This is a genomic window from Cupriavidus sp. UGS-1 (assembly GCF_021213615.1).
GTDB lineage: Bacteria > Pseudomonadota > Gammaproteobacteria > Burkholderiales > Burkholderiaceae > Cupriavidus.
Window position 1 is genome coordinate 206947 of the sequence record NZ_JAJQJF010000001.1, and the last position, 16393, is coordinate 223339.

The 16393-nt window shown below is 66.6% G+C and carries 17 protein-coding genes and 2 tRNA genes; 7 read left to right on the forward strand and 12 right to left on the reverse strand.

What is annotated here, in order from left to right; all coding sequences use genetic code 11:
• Positions 1-11: 11 nt before the first annotated feature.
• From LRR16_RS00890 to LRR16_RS00900, 3 genes are all read right to left on the reverse strand, one after another.
• Positions 12-605, reverse strand: coding sequence for an AAA family ATPase (locus LRR16_RS00890; protein WP_174780824.1), 594 nt, complete (start codon positions 603-605; stop codon positions 12-14).
• A gap of 73 nt (positions 606-678) precedes the next feature.
• A complete protein-coding gene (locus LRR16_RS00895; protein ID WP_157071884.1) occupies positions 679-1131 on the reverse strand; it encodes a M23 family metallopeptidase in 453 nt (150 codons plus the stop codon).
• Positions 1132-1270: 139 nt separating this feature from the next.
• Positions 1271-1672 (reverse strand): OsmC family protein, encoded by a 402-nt coding sequence (locus tag LRR16_RS00900; protein WP_232204437.1) that lies wholly within the window; start codon positions 1670-1672, stop codon positions 1271-1273.
• Here LRR16_RS00900 and LRR16_RS00905 point away from each other — a divergent pair.
• Positions 1671-2153 carry a hypothetical protein gene (locus LRR16_RS00905; protein WP_232204448.1) on the forward strand — a complete coding sequence of 161 codons (483 nt, stop codon included), beginning with the start codon at positions 1671-1673 and terminating at the stop codon, positions 2151-2153. The two genes, LRR16_RS00900 and LRR16_RS00905, sit on opposite strands and share 2 nt — an antisense overlap.
• 325 nt (positions 2154-2478) lie before the next feature.
• Here LRR16_RS00905 and LRR16_RS00910 read toward each other — a convergent pair whose 3' ends face one another.
• The 5 genes from LRR16_RS00910 to LRR16_RS00930 form a co-directional block, all read right to left on the reverse strand.
• Complete coding sequence (locus LRR16_RS00910) at positions 2479-4695, reverse strand: amylo-alpha-1,6-glucosidase (RefSeq protein WP_023263282.1); 2217 nt, start codon at positions 4693-4695, stop codon at positions 2479-2481.
• 19 nt (positions 4696-4714) lie between these two features.
• Positions 4715-5833, reverse strand: coding sequence for a glycosyltransferase family 4 protein (locus tag LRR16_RS00915; protein ID WP_006576637.1), 1119 nt, complete (start codon positions 5831-5833; stop codon positions 4715-4717).
• Positions 5834-6088: 255 nt separating this feature from the next.
• Complete coding sequence (locus tag LRR16_RS00920) at positions 6089-6583, reverse strand: GFA family protein (RefSeq protein ID WP_232204450.1); 495 nt, start codon at positions 6581-6583, stop codon at positions 6089-6091.
• A 161-nt stretch (positions 6584-6744) separates the two neighbouring features.
• Positions 6745-6821, reverse strand: a tRNA-Asp gene (locus LRR16_RS00925).
• 37 nt (positions 6822-6858) lie between these two features.
• Positions 6859-6934 (reverse strand) — tRNA-Glu (locus LRR16_RS00930).
• A 155-nt stretch (positions 6935-7089) separates the two neighbouring features.
• On the opposite strand from LRR16_RS00930, the gene LRR16_RS00935 reads away from it, so the two are divergent.
• From LRR16_RS00935 to LRR16_RS00945, 3 genes are all read left to right on the forward strand, one after another.
• Positions 7090-7485, forward strand: coding sequence for a TM2 domain-containing protein (locus tag LRR16_RS00935; protein ID WP_197498343.1), 396 nt, complete (start codon positions 7090-7092; stop codon positions 7483-7485).
• A gap of 38 nt (positions 7486-7523) precedes the next feature.
• Positions 7524-7991, forward strand: a complete 468-nt coding sequence (locus tag LRR16_RS00940) for a DUF2127 domain-containing protein (protein ID WP_232204452.1) — start codon at positions 7524-7526, stop codon at positions 7989-7991.
• A gap of 165 nt (positions 7992-8156) precedes the next feature.
• Entirely contained in the window at positions 8157-8753 is a 597-nt protein-coding gene (locus tag LRR16_RS00945) for a phosphatidylcholine/phosphatidylserine synthase (protein WP_232204707.1), read from the forward strand.
• Positions 8754-8838: 85 nt separating this feature from the next.
• Here LRR16_RS00945 and LRR16_RS00950 read toward each other — a convergent pair whose 3' ends face one another.
• The 4 genes from LRR16_RS00950 to LRR16_RS00965 all read right to left on the reverse strand — a co-directional run bounded on the left by LRR16_RS00950 (position 8839) and on the right by LRR16_RS00965 (position 13938).
• Positions 8839-10332: an aldehyde dehydrogenase family protein gene (locus LRR16_RS00950; protein WP_232204454.1), complete on the reverse strand. Its 1494-nt coding sequence runs from the start codon at positions 10330-10332 to the stop codon at positions 8839-8841.
• 139 nt (positions 10333-10471) lie between these two features.
• Positions 10472-12289, reverse strand: coding sequence for a hybrid sensor histidine kinase/response regulator (locus tag LRR16_RS00955; protein ID WP_370646728.1), 1818 nt, complete (start codon positions 12287-12289; stop codon positions 10472-10474).
• Entirely contained in the window at positions 12286-12936 is a 651-nt protein-coding gene (locus LRR16_RS00960) for a response regulator transcription factor (protein WP_043436556.1), read from the reverse strand. The genes LRR16_RS00955 and LRR16_RS00960 overlap by 4 nt, the downstream gene beginning before the upstream one ends.
• A gap of 321 nt (positions 12937-13257) precedes the next feature.
• Positions 13258-13938, reverse strand: a complete 681-nt coding sequence (locus LRR16_RS00965; protein WP_370646729.1) for a flavodoxin family protein — start codon at positions 13936-13938, stop codon at positions 13258-13260.
• A 134-nt stretch (positions 13939-14072) separates the two neighbouring features.
• On the opposite strand from LRR16_RS00965, the gene LRR16_RS00970 reads away from it, so the two are divergent.
• The 3 genes from LRR16_RS00970 (at position 14073) to LRR16_RS00980 (ending at position 16330) form a co-directional block, all read left to right on the forward strand.
• Entirely contained in the window at positions 14073-14957 is an 885-nt protein-coding gene (locus tag LRR16_RS00970) for a LysR substrate-binding domain-containing protein (protein WP_232204463.1), read from the forward strand.
• 115 nt (positions 14958-15072) lie between these two features.
• Positions 15073-15861 carry an alpha/beta hydrolase gene (locus LRR16_RS00975; protein WP_232204709.1) on the forward strand — a complete coding sequence of 263 codons (789 nt, stop codon included), beginning with the start codon at positions 15073-15075 and terminating at the stop codon, positions 15859-15861.
• Between the two features lie 103 nt (positions 15862-15964).
• Positions 15965-16330 (forward strand): glyoxalase superfamily protein, encoded by a 366-nt coding sequence (locus tag LRR16_RS00980; protein ID WP_232204465.1) that lies wholly within the window; start codon positions 15965-15967, stop codon positions 16328-16330.
• Positions 16331-16393 lie beyond the last annotated feature (63 nt).

The following is a 16393-nucleotide window of genomic DNA, read 5'->3' on the forward strand; positions in this document are numbered from 1 at the left end:
GGCGCCGGCGGTCAGGCGATCGCGCTGGCGCCGATGCTGTCGAGCACGAAGCGGACGCGGGTGGCCACGTCGGCTCGCGGCAGTTCGATCAGCGTATAGCCGCAATCGCGATACGCCTGCGCGACGGCATCAAAGGTGCGCTCGGCTTCGTCCAGCGATTGCTTGCGCTCCGCGTCCTGCCGATAGATTTCCGGCCACGGCGGTGCGATGAAGACCTGTTGCCGATAGCGGAATGCGGCGGCGGCCCGCAGCAGATGCTCCGGCACCGGCAGTTCGCACAGCCGCAGATAGCCGATGACGTCCGGCACGCCGCGATCGAACAATACCGGGCCCGCTTGCCGCTGCCCCATGCGATAGGACCTCAGTTCCCAGCCGAGCATCGCCTCGGCGAAGGCCTGCCGGTCGCGCCACGGCAGCGCGGGGCCGTCGATCGCGACCTGATCCTGGATGATGCCGCGGCCCGCTTCTTCCGAGCGGGCGTAGCCTTGCTGCTCGAGCGCATCGATCAGCGTGCTCTTGCCCGAGCCCGGGCCGCCGGTGAAGACGATCAACCGGGCGGTATTGTCGGTGCCGCGGGCGGCGGCATGGCGGCCCGTCAGGCCCATGTCTTGTGCTGACATTGCTCCTTCCTCAAGTTGGGAGTATGGGGTGCTTCGGTTTGGCGCACTCGCGCCGAGACTACTTCGACGTGGCGATGCGCGCCGTCAACAGCGGGTAGGGATTGATCGCGCCGGCCGGCGTATAGATGCCGTAGTGCAGATGCGGCGGCGTACCGCGCGCGTTGCCGGTATTGCCGACATAGCCGAGCACGGTGCCCGGCATGACGCGATCGCCGGGCGCGATCTCGCCATAGCGGTCGAGGTGGGCGTAGTAGTGCATCTGCCGGCCCGGTCCCATGACCCAGACGACCTGGCCGCCGAGATTGTTGGTGCCGACGCGGGACACGATGCCTTCGGTCGCCGACACGACTTCGCGTCCGCGCGGCGCGAAGATGTCGATGCCCTGATGCCGGCGGCCGCCGGAGCGCGCGGCATTCCAGGTATCGCGCAACGCGTTGGCCGATACGCCGGCAACCGGCACCGGCAGCGCTTTCGGCGCCGGCATCGCGGCCAGGCGGATGCCGTAGACCATGCGATCCAGCACCGGCTGGACGCGCGGCCAGGCCCACCAGGCGGCGGCCGCCAAGGCCGCGATCCACAACCAGCCGGACCGCCTGCGCAGGATCGACACGGTGGTCAGTCCGTCGCGGTGGTCACCGGCCCGCGCGGAATCAGGCGGCCCTCGTGGTTGCAATCGACACGCCGGCCTGCAGCGTGCGCGTGACCGGCGTCTTGCCGGCGATTTCGAGCAGGCGTTCCCACTGCTCGTCGCTCAGCGATGCCGACGTCTGCAATGTGCGTTCGATCCGCGTATCGCCGTCGCGGTTCTTCAGCAGCGTCAGCTCGACGCGAAGATCCCCGAGGTCCCAGCCCTTGCGGTCCGCATACATCCGCAGCGTGATCGCGGTGCACGCGCCCAGCCCGGTCAGCACATAGTCGTACGGAGCCGGCCCGGCATCCTGTCCGCCGGCCCTGGCGGGTTCGTCGGACACCAGCTGATGCTTGCCGGTGGTGATTTCGTGCCGGTAATTCGGTCCGGCGGCGCGGACGCTGGCGTGGGAAACCGGGGTCATGAATGGGCTCCTGTCGGCGACTTCGAACGGCGAAGGGTCTGCGCAATGCCGCACCGCGGCGGCGCATGGCAGTGCTGCCTACACTATCACTTCGGGCTGGACCCGTACACTGGAACGCCGAAAGCCTGCGCCGGAAATCCAGCGGATTGCCATCGCCTTACCATTGGCGGCCCTCGCATATGTACGTGCATCGGGTCCCATGGACGCCGACACATATGCGGATATTGCCAGCGACCCAGGAGGCTTCCCAATGCCCGAAGTCGAAACTGGAGTACGAATATTTGTCCCCCAACACGGCAGCGATCTCGGCTTCCACGTCGTTGAAGTCCTTGCCGAGATACTTGTCAGCCTGGCGTACGAACTCCCTTCCACGGTCTGCCCAGGCATCTTGCTCTACGCGTGCCAGCCGATGTCGTTTGCGCTGCCACAAGATCCAGGCGGCAAGGCATCCGAGCGCCGCAGCTTCGATCAATATCAATGACATCAGGATTCTGCCGGGCCCACTGCGGGATCCAGCGTCGCGTTGACGGTGACTGGCGCATCGACCCGCCGGGCACCCCGTTCCCAACGGTGTCGGACGGCGCGGGAACGAAGACTCGGCGCGACCAACGGAACGCCGATGCATGCGGCGTTGAACAGAATCGCAAGAAAGGTCGATAGCAGCGGCCGCATTCCGGGCGGTGATTTCCTGGCATGGCAAGCTGCCAGTTTATCGCGGCTGCGCGCCATCAGAGCACCGCGCGCAGCCGTGCATCCTGCCATCGATGCCCGGCAACGACGCACCGTGTTCGGTTCAGGTGTGTGCCTCAATTCGTCGTCAACACCCGCACCGGCCCGCGCCGCTCCAGCATGTCGACGACGACATGCCGGCCCGAGCGCCGCAGCGCGACGTCGGCCGAGCCGCCGCCGACCGCGAGGTTGCGGAAGACCACCTCGTCGAGGAAGGCCGGCAGCGCCGGCTCGTCGAAGGTGATATGCACGCGTTCGGTGTCGAAGCCCAGCCCCAGGCTGGCCTGCAGCATGTACAGCGGCGCGGCCGCGGCCCAGGCCTGCGGGATGCAGGCGACCGGATAGAAGGTCGGGCCCTGCGTGCCCTGGCGCGGGAAGCCGCAGAACAGCTCGGGCAGGCGGCGCAGGTCGATATAGGTGGACGCCGCGAACAGGCCCTCGAAGATCCGTGCCGCCTCGCGATGGAAGCCGTAACGGGCCATGCCGCCGGCGATCAGCGCATTGTCGTGCGGCCAGACCGAGCCGTTGTGATAGCTCATCGGGTTGTAGCGCGCCTCGTTCGACGCGACGGTCCGCACGCCCCATCCGCAGAACGACGTTCCCGACATCAGCGTGCGGACCACCGCGGGCGCGCGCTCGGGAAACGCGATGCCGGTCAGCAGCGCATGGCCCGCGTTCGACGTGCGCACCCGGCAGGGCCGCTTGTCGCCATCGAGCGCGAGCACGTAGGTGCCAAGCGCCTCGTCGAAGAACGCCGCGTCGAAAGCCGCGCGCAGCGCCTCGGCGCGCGCGGCGCATTGGGTGGCGCGCTCCGTCATGCCAAGTTGCCCCGCAATGTCGGCGCCGGCCTGCCAGGCACCGTAGACGTAGGCCTGCACCTCGGCCAGTGCGATCGGTCCCTTGGCCAGCGTGCCGTCCGCATGGAACACCGAGTCCTGGCTGTCCTTCCAGCCCTGGTTGACCAGCCCTTCGGTGGTGCGCCTGCCGTACTCGACGAAGCCGTCGCCATCGCGGTCGCCATAGCGCTCGATCCACTGCAGCGCGGCCTCGAGGCTCGGCCACAGCCGCTGCAGCGTGCCCAGGTCTCCGGTGCGATGCAGATAGGCGCCGGCCAGCATCACGAACAGCGGCGTCGAATCGATGCTGCCGTAGTAGCGGCGGAACGGCACCTCGCCGAGTTCGGCCATCTCGCCGTGCCGTACCTCGTGAAGGATCTTGCCGGGCTCGGCATCGGCGGCGGCATCGTTGTCGGTGGCCTGATTGGCCGCCAGATAGCCGAGCACGCCGCGCGCGATATTCGGGTCCAGCCACAGCGTCTCCAGCGCCGTGATCAGCGCGTCGCGGCCGAACACGGTGCTGAACCACGGAATGCCGGCGTAAGGGTACGGACCTTGCGGCGTATCGGTGATCAGCATGTACAGGTCGGACACGCTGCGCCGGACGGCCTCGTTGAAGATCTCGTTCGACGTGACGATCGAGGCCGCGCGCGAGGCCGAGTTGCGCAACGCCCGCCTGGCATCGCGCAGCGCGCTGAAGAACGTGCAGCGCGTCTGCTGCGGAATCTCGCCGATGCCGCAGCGGATCTCGACGAACAGCAGCCGCGCCTCCTTCGGCTGCAGCTCCATCGTGAAGCGGGCGCAATTGCCGGTCAGCCGTGTCGGCGCCGGATCGAACAGCAGCGCGGTGTGCCGGCTCTGCTGGTCCAGTCCGGTATAGCCGAGGATGACCCGATTGTTGGTGATGCGGGCCGGATGGTGTTCGCCGCGGCGCTCGCGCTTCGAGCCGCGGACTTCGAACAGGTCGGCGAAATCCGCGGCAAACGCCAGTTCGAGCTGGATGCGGCGCGGCTTGTCGTCATAGTTGCGGATCAGCAGCCGCTCGTAGCACGTCGCATTCCACAGGAAGCGCGAGCGGCGCAGATGGAGCACGTCGTGTTCGACCGTTAGCTGGCCATCGCCGTCGAACAGATCGGGATTGGTCAGGTCGCAGGTCAGCGTCGCGTTGTCGTCGCGCAGCGTCGATGACAGCAGCATCGGCCGCGCGCCATCGATCGACAGGAACAGGTGCGACAGATGGCGGCAGTCCCGATGGAATACGCCCTCGGGACTGCCGGGACCGGACAGCGCATCGCCATTGTGGTCGAACACGGCGAAGGTATCGCCATGCTTGAGCGTGCGCGGCCTTCGTTCCTGCAGCGACGCGGCGGCCGGGATGAAGAACTGGGCGAGCTGGGTACCGCCGGGCCCGCTGGGCGCCGGCGCGTGGGTAGCGGCAACAGTGCTGGCGGTTGGCATCGTCGCGATCCTTTGCGGTTCAGGCGAGGGCACGCAGACCGACGCGATCGCTGCCGATCGCGTTGCCCACCGTTGCTCCCATGGCACGGCGCAGCAGCGCACCGGCGTTCAGGTCGGCCAGGCTGCGATAGATCTCGACATACCGCTGCGCCATTTGTTCCACGGTGAAGCGGCGCTCGAAGGTGGCGCGGATCCGGCCCCGGTCCAGTTCGTCGATGCGTCCGACCGCTTCCGCCGCCTGCTCGATGTCGTCGACGATAAAGCCGGTCACGCCCTCGTCGATGACTTCGGGCACCGAGCCGCAGCGATAGGCGATCACCGGTGTGCCGCAGGCCATCGCCTCGATCATCACCAGGCCGAACGGCTCCGGCCAATCGATCGGGAACAGCAACGCGCGGGCATTGCCGAGGAATTCGGCCTTCTGGTGCTCGTTGATTTCGCCGATGAACCTGACTTTCGGATGCGCGGCGATCATCGGCGCGATGACCTCGTCCCAATAGGCCTGGTCGGCCTTGTCGATCTTGGCGGCGATCTTCAGCGGCATGCCGGTACGCGCCGCGATCTCGATCGCGCGATCGGGCCGCTTTTCCGGCGAGATGCGGCCGAGGAAGGCCAGATAGCCCCCCTTCGGATCGGCGGTGAAGGGCAGCAGGTCGCGCGGCAGCCCATGGTGCACCGTGCCGACCCAGTTGACAGGCGGCATCGGCCGGCGCTGGTGGTCGGAGATCGACACCAGCGGAAATTCGGGAAACGCGCGATAGAACGGCGCCAGATCGGGCAGATCGAGCCGGCCATGCAGCGTGGTGACGGTGCGCTCGGCGATATCGCGGATCAGCGGGAAATGCAGCAGGTCGATGTGGAAGTGCAGCACATCGAAGTCGTCGGCACGCCGACGGACCTCGTCCAGCATCATGACGTGATAGGGGATCGGGTCTTTCACCCTGGGATCGAGCCGTAGCGCGATGTCGGAGCCGCGTACCAGCTTCGCGGCGGTCCTGGAGTCGCCGCTGGCGAACAGGGTCACGTCATGACCCTGGCGGACCAGCTCTTCGGTCAGATAGGACACGATGCGCTCGGTGCCGCCGTAGAGCTTGGGTGGGCAACGCTCGGCAAGCGGGGCGATCTGGGCAATCTTCATCAGCAAACCTCCTCTTCAAGCGAAGTTGACTGTCCGGAAGCCGCGCGGCCGCGATGGCCGGCGCGGCGTGGGTGCCGTTCCAGAGAAGACGGGCCGACGCCAAAATAGGGGCGGCTGTGTGACCTTCAAGAGCCCGCCTCCCCAAATTTTTTGGGCGGCGCAGCTGCGCCGCCCTTCTGGATTAGTTATATGCGATGCCGAAACGGTGTGAAGAGCGGGCCGCATGGCGGCTTTGCGCAAAGGGATGTTCGGTGTTCAGCGCTGGCCGTCGCCGAGACCATGACGGGCATGCCATTGCGCCAGCGACTCCTCGGGCCACTGGCCGCAATGGACATGGCCCTTGCCGCGCGGCACGTCGACCCAGGGCGCCGCAAAGTCCAGCGCCGCCTCGACGACCTCGGGCGGCTGCGGCAGCGGGGTATCGATCGCCGACGCATGCGGATGGACCAGCTCCGGCCAGCGCGGGTCCCATAGCCACAGCGGGCTGCCGCATTGCAGGCAGAAATGGCGCGATGCCGGCGAGCGGGTCGCGCGCTTGCCCGGCTCGCGCATCACGGCGTGATAGATGCCCAGATGCTTGCGGCCCCGTACGCGCAGCGTGTTGGCGTCGGCGCCCAGATTGATGGCATAACCGCCCGAGCCCGCCGTCTTGCGGCAGATCGAGCAATGGCAATGCATGAACGGGTAATACGAAGACGACTCGACGCTGAAATGCACCGCGCCGCAATGACAGGAGCCTTCCAGATGCATGGCGACCTCATCTTCCAGAGTGGTGGATCGAGGTTCCTATTGTGGAAGCTGATCGCTGGAATACCAATCGAATGCCAATCCGCAGGCCGGGATGCAGGGAAGGCGCCGCGCAAAACAAAAAGCCCGCCGATCTTGCGATCGGCGGGCTTTCTGCTTGTTGCTGGCGGAGTGGACGGGACTCGAACCCGCGACCCCCGGCGTGACAGGCCGGTATTCTAACCGACTGAACTACCACTCCTTGTCGGCATCCGGACGCCTTTGGCGACCGGTCAAGCTGGCGTCCCCTAGGGGATTCGAACCCCTGTACTCACCGTGAAAGGGTGATGTCCTAGGCCTCTAGACGAAGGGGACTGGAACCGTTTCGCTAACGCTGTGTTTTGCGTCGCGAGGGGCGCAAGTATAACCCCGTTTTTTTCGCGTGTGAAGCCTCTTCGATGCAATTGGCGAATTGGCGGGCAGGGTAGATGCCTATGGCATCATTCCGGCACGACAACATGAGGATGGACATGATTCAGGACACGCACAGCAAGCTGATCGGTTATTTGCTCTGGATCTTCGGATTCACCGGCTCGCATCGCTTCTACTATGGCAAACCGGTAACGGGCACGATCTGGTTCCTGACGCTGGGCCTGCTTGGCATCGGCTGGCTGATCGACCTGTTTCTGATTCCCGGCATGGACCGGGATGCCGACCGCCGTTTCACCTCCGGCCGCGTGGATTTCAATATCGCCTGGATCCTGCTGACCTTCCTCGGCATCTTCGGCGTGCATCGGATGTATATGCGCAAATGGCTGACCGGCCTGCTGTATCTGGTGACCGGCGGCTTCTTCCTGATCGGCGTGCTCTACGACTTCTGGACGCTCAACGATCAGGTGTCCGACAAGAACCGCGTGTTTTCCTGAGCGGCGGACCGATTCGAATGCGCACGGAGCGCTGACCGATGGCAGGCAGGCAAGGCACCCTCGGCCTGAAAGGCATCGCGCTGCTGGAGGCGGCCAAGGGCGCGCTGGTGGTGCTGGCCGGGATCGGCCTCGCGGCGCTGCTGCATCGCGACGCGCAGGCAGTGGCCGAAGCCATCGTCGCGCGGCTGCACCTGAATCCGGGCAGCCGCTATCCGACGATCTTCCTGTCGCTGGCCACGCATCCCGACGATCCCCGCCTGTGGGCCATCGGCGCGTCGGCCGCGGTCTATGCGGCGATGCGCTTCGCCGAGGCCTATGGGCTGTGGCACGAGCGCGCCTGGGCCCAATGGCTGGGCGTCTGGTCCGGCGCGATCTATATTCCGGTGGAACTTTACGAAGCGGCGCGGCATCCGACCTGGATACACATCGGCGTGGCCGTCGCCAACGTGGCGATCGTTGCCTATCTGGCCGCGAGCCTGGCCCGCCGTCGCGGCACGCCGCGATGACAGGCGCCTGATGCCGGCACGATATCTGCAACGCCTGTAACGGGAACGGCCCGGGGTTGCCAAGGGACGATCGAAGACCGACCACGCGAGGAGCCCGATATGCCTGAATCGAACGATCCGACCCGATCATCGGCCGATCCATCGGCAAGGCCGCGGCATTTCTCGATGATCCGCGAGCTGGCGCTGGCCGACGTCTTCACGCTGGCCAATGCGGGCTGCGGCATGGCGTCGGTGTTCTTCGCGATGTTCTACATCGACAGCCAGTCGCTGCGGCATTTCCTGATCGCGGCGGCCTTCGCGCCCGCGGCCTTCTTCTTCGACGTGATCGACGGCCGTGTCGCGCGCTGGCGCCATGCGCATTCGGCGCTGGGCCGCGAGCTCGATTCGCTGGCCGACATCATCTCGTTCGGCGTCGGTCCCGCGGCGCTGGCCTTTGCCGCCGGCATGCGCGGCGGCTGGGACCTGATTGCGCTGATCTATTTCGTCTGCTGCGGCGTCAGCCGGCTCGCGCGCTTCAATGTCACGGCCGAATCGCTGTCCGGGGCCAGCGGCAAGGTTTCCTATTTCGAGGGCACGCCGATCCCGACCAGCGTGGTGCTGACCGGCGTGCTGGCGCTGTGCGCCTGGCAGGGGCGCATCGGCGACGCGCTGTTCGGCGGTGCCTGGACGCTCGGTCCCGCGGTGCTGCATCCGCTCGTGCTGCTGTTCGTGCTGTCGGGCTCGCTGATGATCAGCAAGACGCTGCGGATTCCGAAGTTCTGAGGCGGCGATCGTCTATCGCAGGCCCTTATCGCAGCCCTTATCGCAGCCCTTATCGCAGCCCTTATTGCAGCTCCTATCGCAGCCGCTATCGCAGCGACAGCCACACGGTCTTCGGCTCCGTGAAGTTCTGCAGCGCCGCGTCGCCATGCTCGCGGCCCAGTCCCGAGTCGCCGGCCCCGCCCCACGGCAGCCGGACATCGGTATAGCCATAGGTATTGATCCAGACGGTGCCGGCTTTCAGCTCGCCGGCGACGCGGTGCACGCGGCCGATGTCGGCGCTCCAGACGCCGGCCGCCAGGCTGAACGCGGTCCCGTTGGCGATGCGGATCGCATCGGCCTCGTCGTCGAACGGAATCACGCTGGCCACCGGGCCGAAGATCTCTTCCTGCGAGATGCGCATCTCGTGCGCGACGTTGGCGAAAACCGTGGGCGCGACGAAGTAGCCGCGCTCGCCGACACGCATGCCGCCGGCCACCGCGGACGCGCCTTCCTGCTTGCCGATCTCGATATAGTCGAGCACCGTCTTCAGTTGCGCGCTGGACACCAGCGGACCCATCGTCGTATCGGGCAAGGCCGGCTCGCCGACGCGGATCGCGCGGGCCCGTTCGGCGAGCCGCTCGACCACCTCGTCGTAGACGGCGCGTTGCGCGAGGATGCGCGATCCCGCGGAGCAGACCTGGCCGGCGTTGAAGAAAATGCCTGACGCCGCGGCGCGTACCGCCGCGTCGAGATCCGCGTCGGCAAAGATGAGGTTGGCCGATTTGCCGCCCAGTTCGAGCGTGACGCGCTTGAAGTTGCCGGCCGCCCCCTGCATGATGCCGCGGCCCACGCCGGGCGAGCCGGTGAAGGTCACCTTGTCGACGCCGGGATGGCCGACCAGCGCATCGCCTACCACGCTGCCCTTGCCGGTGACGATATTGAGCACGCCGGGCGGCAGGCCCGCTTCGAGCGCCAGTTCACCGATGCGCAGTGCCGACAGCGGTGTGATTTCCGCGGGTTTGACGATCACGGTGCAACCGCATGCCAGCGCCGGCGCGATCTTCCACATGCCGATCATCAGCGGGAAATTCCACGGCACGATCGCGGCCACCACGCCGACCGGTTCGCGCACGGTATAGGTCAGCGCATCGGGGCGGGCCGGTATCACGTCGCCGTGGATCTTGTCGGCCCAGCCGGCGTAGTAGCGCACGGTGTCGATCACCGCCGGCATATCCTGCCGACGCACGGCGGCCAGCGGCTTGCCGGCGTCAAGGCTTTCCAGTGCGACCAGCTCGTCGCGATGGGCCTCGAGCAGATCGGCGAAGCGCTGCAGGATGCGGCCACGCTCGGCGGCACGCATGCGGCTCCAGCCCTTCAGCGCGCGGCGTGCGGTCTGCACCGCCAGATCGACCTCGGCCGGACTGCCTTGTGCGACCAGCGCGATCGGAGCCTCGGTGGCGGGATTGATGTCGGTCGAATAGGCCCCGGAAATGGGCGCGACGCGCTCGGCGCCGATCAGCAGATCGTGCCGCGGCAGCGCGGAAGAGTTGGGCCAGATCGGCGAACTCGGCGAACCAGGGGAGTGAAGCGGCGACGGCATGATGGCTCCTCACGGGATCGACCCGATGCATTGTCGATTCAGTGTCCGCAAGCCAGGAGCCAAAGTCCAATTAATAGATCGGATTGATTTATCAAAAAAACTTATCGAAGTGCAACGGCCGCATTGTTGCCGGTCGCGTCTAACCCCGCGCCATGTTTTCCGGCGCGACCAGCGCCACGATCGCCGCGTGCAACTCCGCGGCGACCACGGGCTTGTGCAGCAGTACCGTGCCACTCGCATGCACGCTGCGCAGCCGGTCGGCCGCGGTATCGCCGGTAATGATGATCGCCGGTACCGCTTCCCCCAACTGCTTGCGCAGCGCGGCCATGGCCTGCAGGCCATCCCGGTTTCCGCGCAGCCGATAGTCCGCGACGATCAGATTGGGCCGGAACGCCGGCAGGCAGGCCAGCGCATCGCGCTCGGACTCCGCTGCCCTGCAGTCGCATTGCCAGCCCGACAGCAATTCGGTCATCGCCAGCCGGATATGCGGATCGTCGTCGATGACCAGCGCGCGCACCGCGGGTAGCGGCTTCAGCGGTGCCGGGGCATCGCTTGGCAGTCGATGTACCAGCGCATCGATGCCGGCCGGCGGCAGCCAGACCCACGGCAGCGCCATGCGGAACACCGAACCGCGCCGCGGCGTCGACGCCAGCGTGACTTCGGTCGACATCGTCCGTGCCAGACCGCTGGCGATCGACAGTCCCAGCCCCAGGCCCTTGCGCTGATCGCGCTCGGGATTGCCGAGCTGATGGAACTCCTGAAAGATCGCCGCGTGCTGCGACGCCGGGATGCCGATCCCCGTATCCCATACCTCCACCACCGCGTGTTCGCCGCGCCGGCGGCAGCCCACCAGCACGCCGCCGCGCTCGGTATAGCGGATCGCATTGGCGATCAGATTGCGCAGCACCAGTTCGACCAGCGCCGGATCGGCAAACACGGCGCAGGTGGTCTCGCGCGTCCGGTAGACCAGGCCGCGCGCTTCCGCCAGCGGCGCGAATTCGCTTTCGAGCCGGTAGAGCAGCGGTTGCAGGCGGAACGCCATCGGCCGGGCCTGCACCACGCCGGCTTCGAGCTTGGAGAAGTCGAGCAAGGTGTTCAGCATCGCCCGCGCGGCATCCGACGCGGACTCGATATGCGTCAGCAGCTGGCGCTGCTTGTCGTCGAGCGCGGTGCGGCTCAGCGACACCAGGAACAGGCCCAGAGCATGCAGCGGCTGGCGCAGGTCGTGGCTGGCCGAGGCGAGGAATACCGACTTCGCGCGGCTTGCCTGTTCGGCCTCGCGCTGGGCCGATTCGGCGCGCGCGGTCTGTTCGCGCAGCTGGCCGATCAGTTCGATATTCTCGAAGCGCAGCGCGATCGAATGCCGCGCCACGCGCGCGTAATTGCGCGCGAAGATGATCAGCACGATCAGATAGAGCGGCGTTGCCAGGAACATCGGCAGATAGTCCGGGTCGCCGGTGGCCAGGAAACTGATCCATACCGGCAGGATCGCCGGCACGAAGAAGCCGACGGCGACCGGCAGGCAGGCCGAGAACACCGCGAGCGCAGCGGCGCTCATGCCCGCGATCAAGCACAGCACCGAAATGACGATGGGTGGCTGACGAACATCCAGATAGAGCAGGGCGATCAATCCCCACAACGCGCCGATGCAGGTCAGCAGCATCGTCATCCAGCGCGCGTAGTACGGCGCGCCGGCCTCGCTGGTGCGGGCCGGCATGCGATGGCGGCCGAGCACGCCGTAGGCGCAGGCCAGCGTCATCGCGGCCATCCATGGCCACGCCAGCGGACGATCGCCGGACAGCACCAGCCCCGCGGTCAGGAACCAGGATGCCAGTGCGCAGCCGACCATGGCGACGCTGAAGCTCTGGTCCAGCAGGTCCATCTGCGCGGCCAGCAGCCGGCCCTCGTCGAAGCGCGGCAGCAAGGGCAGCCGCCGGCGGCCGCTGGCGGGCTTCACCGCGCGGCCTGTATCAGGCCGCGCCGCTGGGCCTCGATGATGGCCTCGACGCGGCTGACCACGCCAAGGTGATCGAGGATGGCGGCGACATGCACGCGCACCGTGTTCTCCGACAGGCCGAGATGGTGCGCGATGATCTTGTTGGAGCGGCCCAGCGCCAGCTGGCCCAGCACCTCGAGCTGGCGCGGTGTCAGTTGGCTCGGCAGGTAGCGTGCCGCGCCGGTGGCGGACTGGCCCGGCACGATGGCGTCATCGGCCGCGCGGAAGAAGTAGCTGCCGCCCTGCAGGCAGCGGGCAATCGCCTGCTCGATCTGCGTGGCATCCGCCGATTTCGGCAGGAACCCGGCCACGTCCTTCAGCACGTCCGCGGGAATCGCATCGCGGCCGGACGTGCCGGAGACGATCAGGATGCGCGCCGCGGGGAAATGCCGGCGCAGCACCCGCACGCCCTCGATGCCGTTCAGGCCCGGCAGCTGGATGTCGAGCAGGATGATGTCGATCGCCGCGCCGGCATGATGTTGCACCGCCTCCATCACCGTGCCGGCCTCGGCGATCGCGGACACGCTCGGGCTGTCTGCCAGCAGCAGACGCAGTCCGGTTCGGAACAGCGTATGGTCGTCGATCAGCAGCAGGCGGGCATCGGGCATGGCGGTCGGGAATGGGCCGGTCATCGGCATCGCGCGGCGGGGCCGATGCGCGCCGATCGCGGCTGCCGGCCCTCGTCAGTGCTGGATTGGAATCGATTCCCGCTCGCTTGTCCATGCCCGCGATCGGACGCCGACTAGTCCGGATGGATTATTGGCGGGACGGGCGCATGGTGCGAGGATGCGCCCTGAGCGGAACCGCGACTCGCTCATACCACTTTGGAATACCCGCACCTCCCGGCTGCGGGTATTTTTTTGCCCGGGCCTTGTTCACCGATATGGCCGCCGTGCATGGCGGTCATTCGCGGCAATGATCCAGCCCCATCATGCCGCCTGGTCCAGTCGCCACACCCGCGTATCGCGCGGCGTATCGAAGCGATAGTCGCTGTAGGGGCGCGCAAACAGCTCCGTGCCGAGGCGCTCGGCCTGCGCCATCGCGTCGGTCGGATCGCGTACCACCTCGCCGCGGCGATTGCCGGTGCCGCGCACCACGCCTGCCAATTGCGAATCGGTATAGCGGGCATACTCCTGCAATTGATGGACGATGCCGAGTGCCGCGCCGGCATAGCTTTCCTCCGAGGCCAGCACGAGCCCCAGCCGCTTGCGGGCGAGCTTGGGCATCACGTTGGCGGAATCCGGATGCGAGGCGGCGTAGTAGCAGAACATCCGGTCGAAGAAGGCCTTGGTCTGCGCCGACAGGCCATACCAATAGATCGGCGAGCAGAACACCACGCCGGCCGCCGGCAGGAAGTCCTGCAGCAACAGATCGCGATAGCCGTCGTCGATGCCGCAGCTGCCATCGGAACGGCGGCATTGGCGGCAGTCGCGCAGCAGCCCGCCGATATGGTCGTCGAGAAAGCGCAGCTTGACCGGATGGCCGGCGTGCTCGGCGCCGCGCTGCACGGCCTGCGCCATCACCGCCGAATTGCCGTCCCGCCGGGGGCTGCCGACCAGGATCAATACCGAGCCGGCAGAAGGGGTTTGGGAGACAGTGGTGTCGGTCATCATGTTCCTTGCATTGTGGGGTAGCGACACGGCGACTGTAGGATGGCGGCTGCGGCGCGACAAACGAGCAATTCTCGCGTCGGATCAATTGGATTCATCCCAGCGTTTTGTGCGCATTTTTCGGAGCGCATTGCATGTTCGCTTCCTTGCCGATCGCCGCCCTGCGGGTATTCGAGTCCGCGGCGCGGCATCTGAGCTTCAAGGCCGCCGCGGCCGAGCTGTCGGTGACGCCGGCCGCGGTATCGCATCAAGTGCGCGGACTGGAGTCCTGCCTGGGTGTGGCGCTGTTTACGCGCTTGCCGCGCGGTGTCGCGCTGACGGTCGAAGGGGAGCGGCTGTTCCATCGAATGCATGGCGCGCTGCTCGATGTGGCACAAGCGATCGACGAGCTGCTGCCGCAGCCTGCGGCCGGGTCGCTGACGGTGACCACCACCATGTCGTTCGCGGCGCTGTGGCTGGTGCCGCGGCTCGGACGCTTCTATCAGGCTCATCCCGATGTGCATGTACGGATCGACAGCGACGGCGCGCCGGTCGACCTGCATCAGGACGCGCGCATCGACGTGGCGATCCGCTATGGCACCAGCGCCTGGCCCTCGCTGCTGAACGCGTGCCGCCTCGGCGAAACCTTCGGCGTCTATGGATCGCCGGCCCGGATCGCGGCGGCCGGCGTAGGGGCCCCCGAACTGATCACGGTTCGCTGGACCGATTCCACGCTGTACGACGATGGCTGGCAGGCGTGGTGCGATGCCGCCGGTGTGCGCTGGCTGCAGGATGGCGCGACGATGCGCGCCTACGAGGAAGAAAGCTATGCGCTGCAGGCCGCCGTCGCGGGACAGGGGCTGGTGCTGGCCAGTTCGATCATGGTATCCGACAGCGTGCGCAACGGGATGCTGCTGCCGTACCGGCCGGATATCACGGTAGCCGGTGCCGCCTATACGGCGCTGTGCGTGCCCGGACGCGAGCGCCATCCGCCGGTGCGCGCATTTCTCGCGTGGCTGGCGCGGGAATGGGCTGAATAGCGTCATATCATTCAGATCGTGGCGGTTCCGCCAGCGGCCCTGGGAGGAAAGCATGCCGATCGCAGCCCGACACCGTGGTGCCCTTGCCGCCCGCCTCGCAAGCGTGGCGCTCGGCATGGCGTGCATTGCCGGCATGGCCCCGACCGCATCGTTGGCGGCATTGCAGGACCACTTCCTGTACTTCCCGAGCAAGGCACCGGTGGCTGCGCTGGTGTCCGACGAATTGCGCGCCTGGCCGGCAGAGGACGACTTTCTGGGCCTGCTCGCTGAACCTGCTCGTCCGGCCCGTGCTACGGCGATCGTGTTTCATGGCAACGCCGGTCATGCCGGCCATCGCAAGGTCTATGCGGACGCGCTGGTGGCGCAGGGCGTGCGCGTGATCCTCGCGGAATATCCGGGCTACGGGCCGCGCGAGGGCCGGGTAGGCGAGGCCAGCTTCGTTGCCGATGCTCAGCGTATCGTCGAGCTGGCCCATTCCCGCTACGGCGCGCCGCTGCTGCTGATTGGCGAATCGCTCGGCGCCGGCGTGGTCGCCGCCGCCGCCGCGCAACAACGGGACAGGATTGCCGGCCTGATGCTGATTACGCCGTGGGACCGGCTGGCCCATATCGCCGCGCATCACTACGCCTGGCTGCCGACCACCTGGCTCTTGCGCGACCGCTACGACAGCGTCGCCAATCTCGCCGCATTCGATCGCCCGGTATTGGTGGTGGTCGCCGAGCGCGATCGGATCGTGCCGGCACGCTTTGGCCGCGCACTGCACGATGCGCTGGGCACCCGCCGCCAATTGCGCATCGTGCCGGGTGCCGACCACAACGACTGGTTCGATCGTGTCGATGGAGCGTGGTGGCGCCAGGCGCTCGCTTTCTTGCTCGAAGCCGGGCCCGCCGCCGCCGCTCCGTGAGCCGGGTTCATCAGCGCCAACGGTAATTGCATTAATGTTGGAACTTACGGATTTGGTCGCGCATTGGTTATGCTTCTGTCATTGCATTGAATGAACCAATCGGATGAAGCTCTCACCCGCCATTCCAATTCTGCGTATCTTCTCGGTGGAGAAGGCCAAGGAGTTCTATCTCGATTTCCTCGGATTTTCGGTCGACTGGGAGCATCGGTTCGAGGAAAGCCTGCCCCTGTACATGCAGATATCGCGCTCGGACTTGCTGCTGCATCTGAGTGAGCATCATGGCGATGGCGCGCCCGGAACGGCCGTTTTCCTGCGGGTCGACGACATTGACACGCTGCAGCGGGAATTGGCGGCGAAACCATACCGATATGCGCGGCCCGGCGTCGAAACGATGGACTGGGGCAAGGAAATGCAGGTGGTCGACCCCTTCGGTAATTCCCTTCGTTTCTGTCAGCTCATTCACGATTAATTAAATTTCGAACACCTACCGTAGTAGGGGTTGCGGGGCGCCGCGCAAATTCCGTTGTGCGAA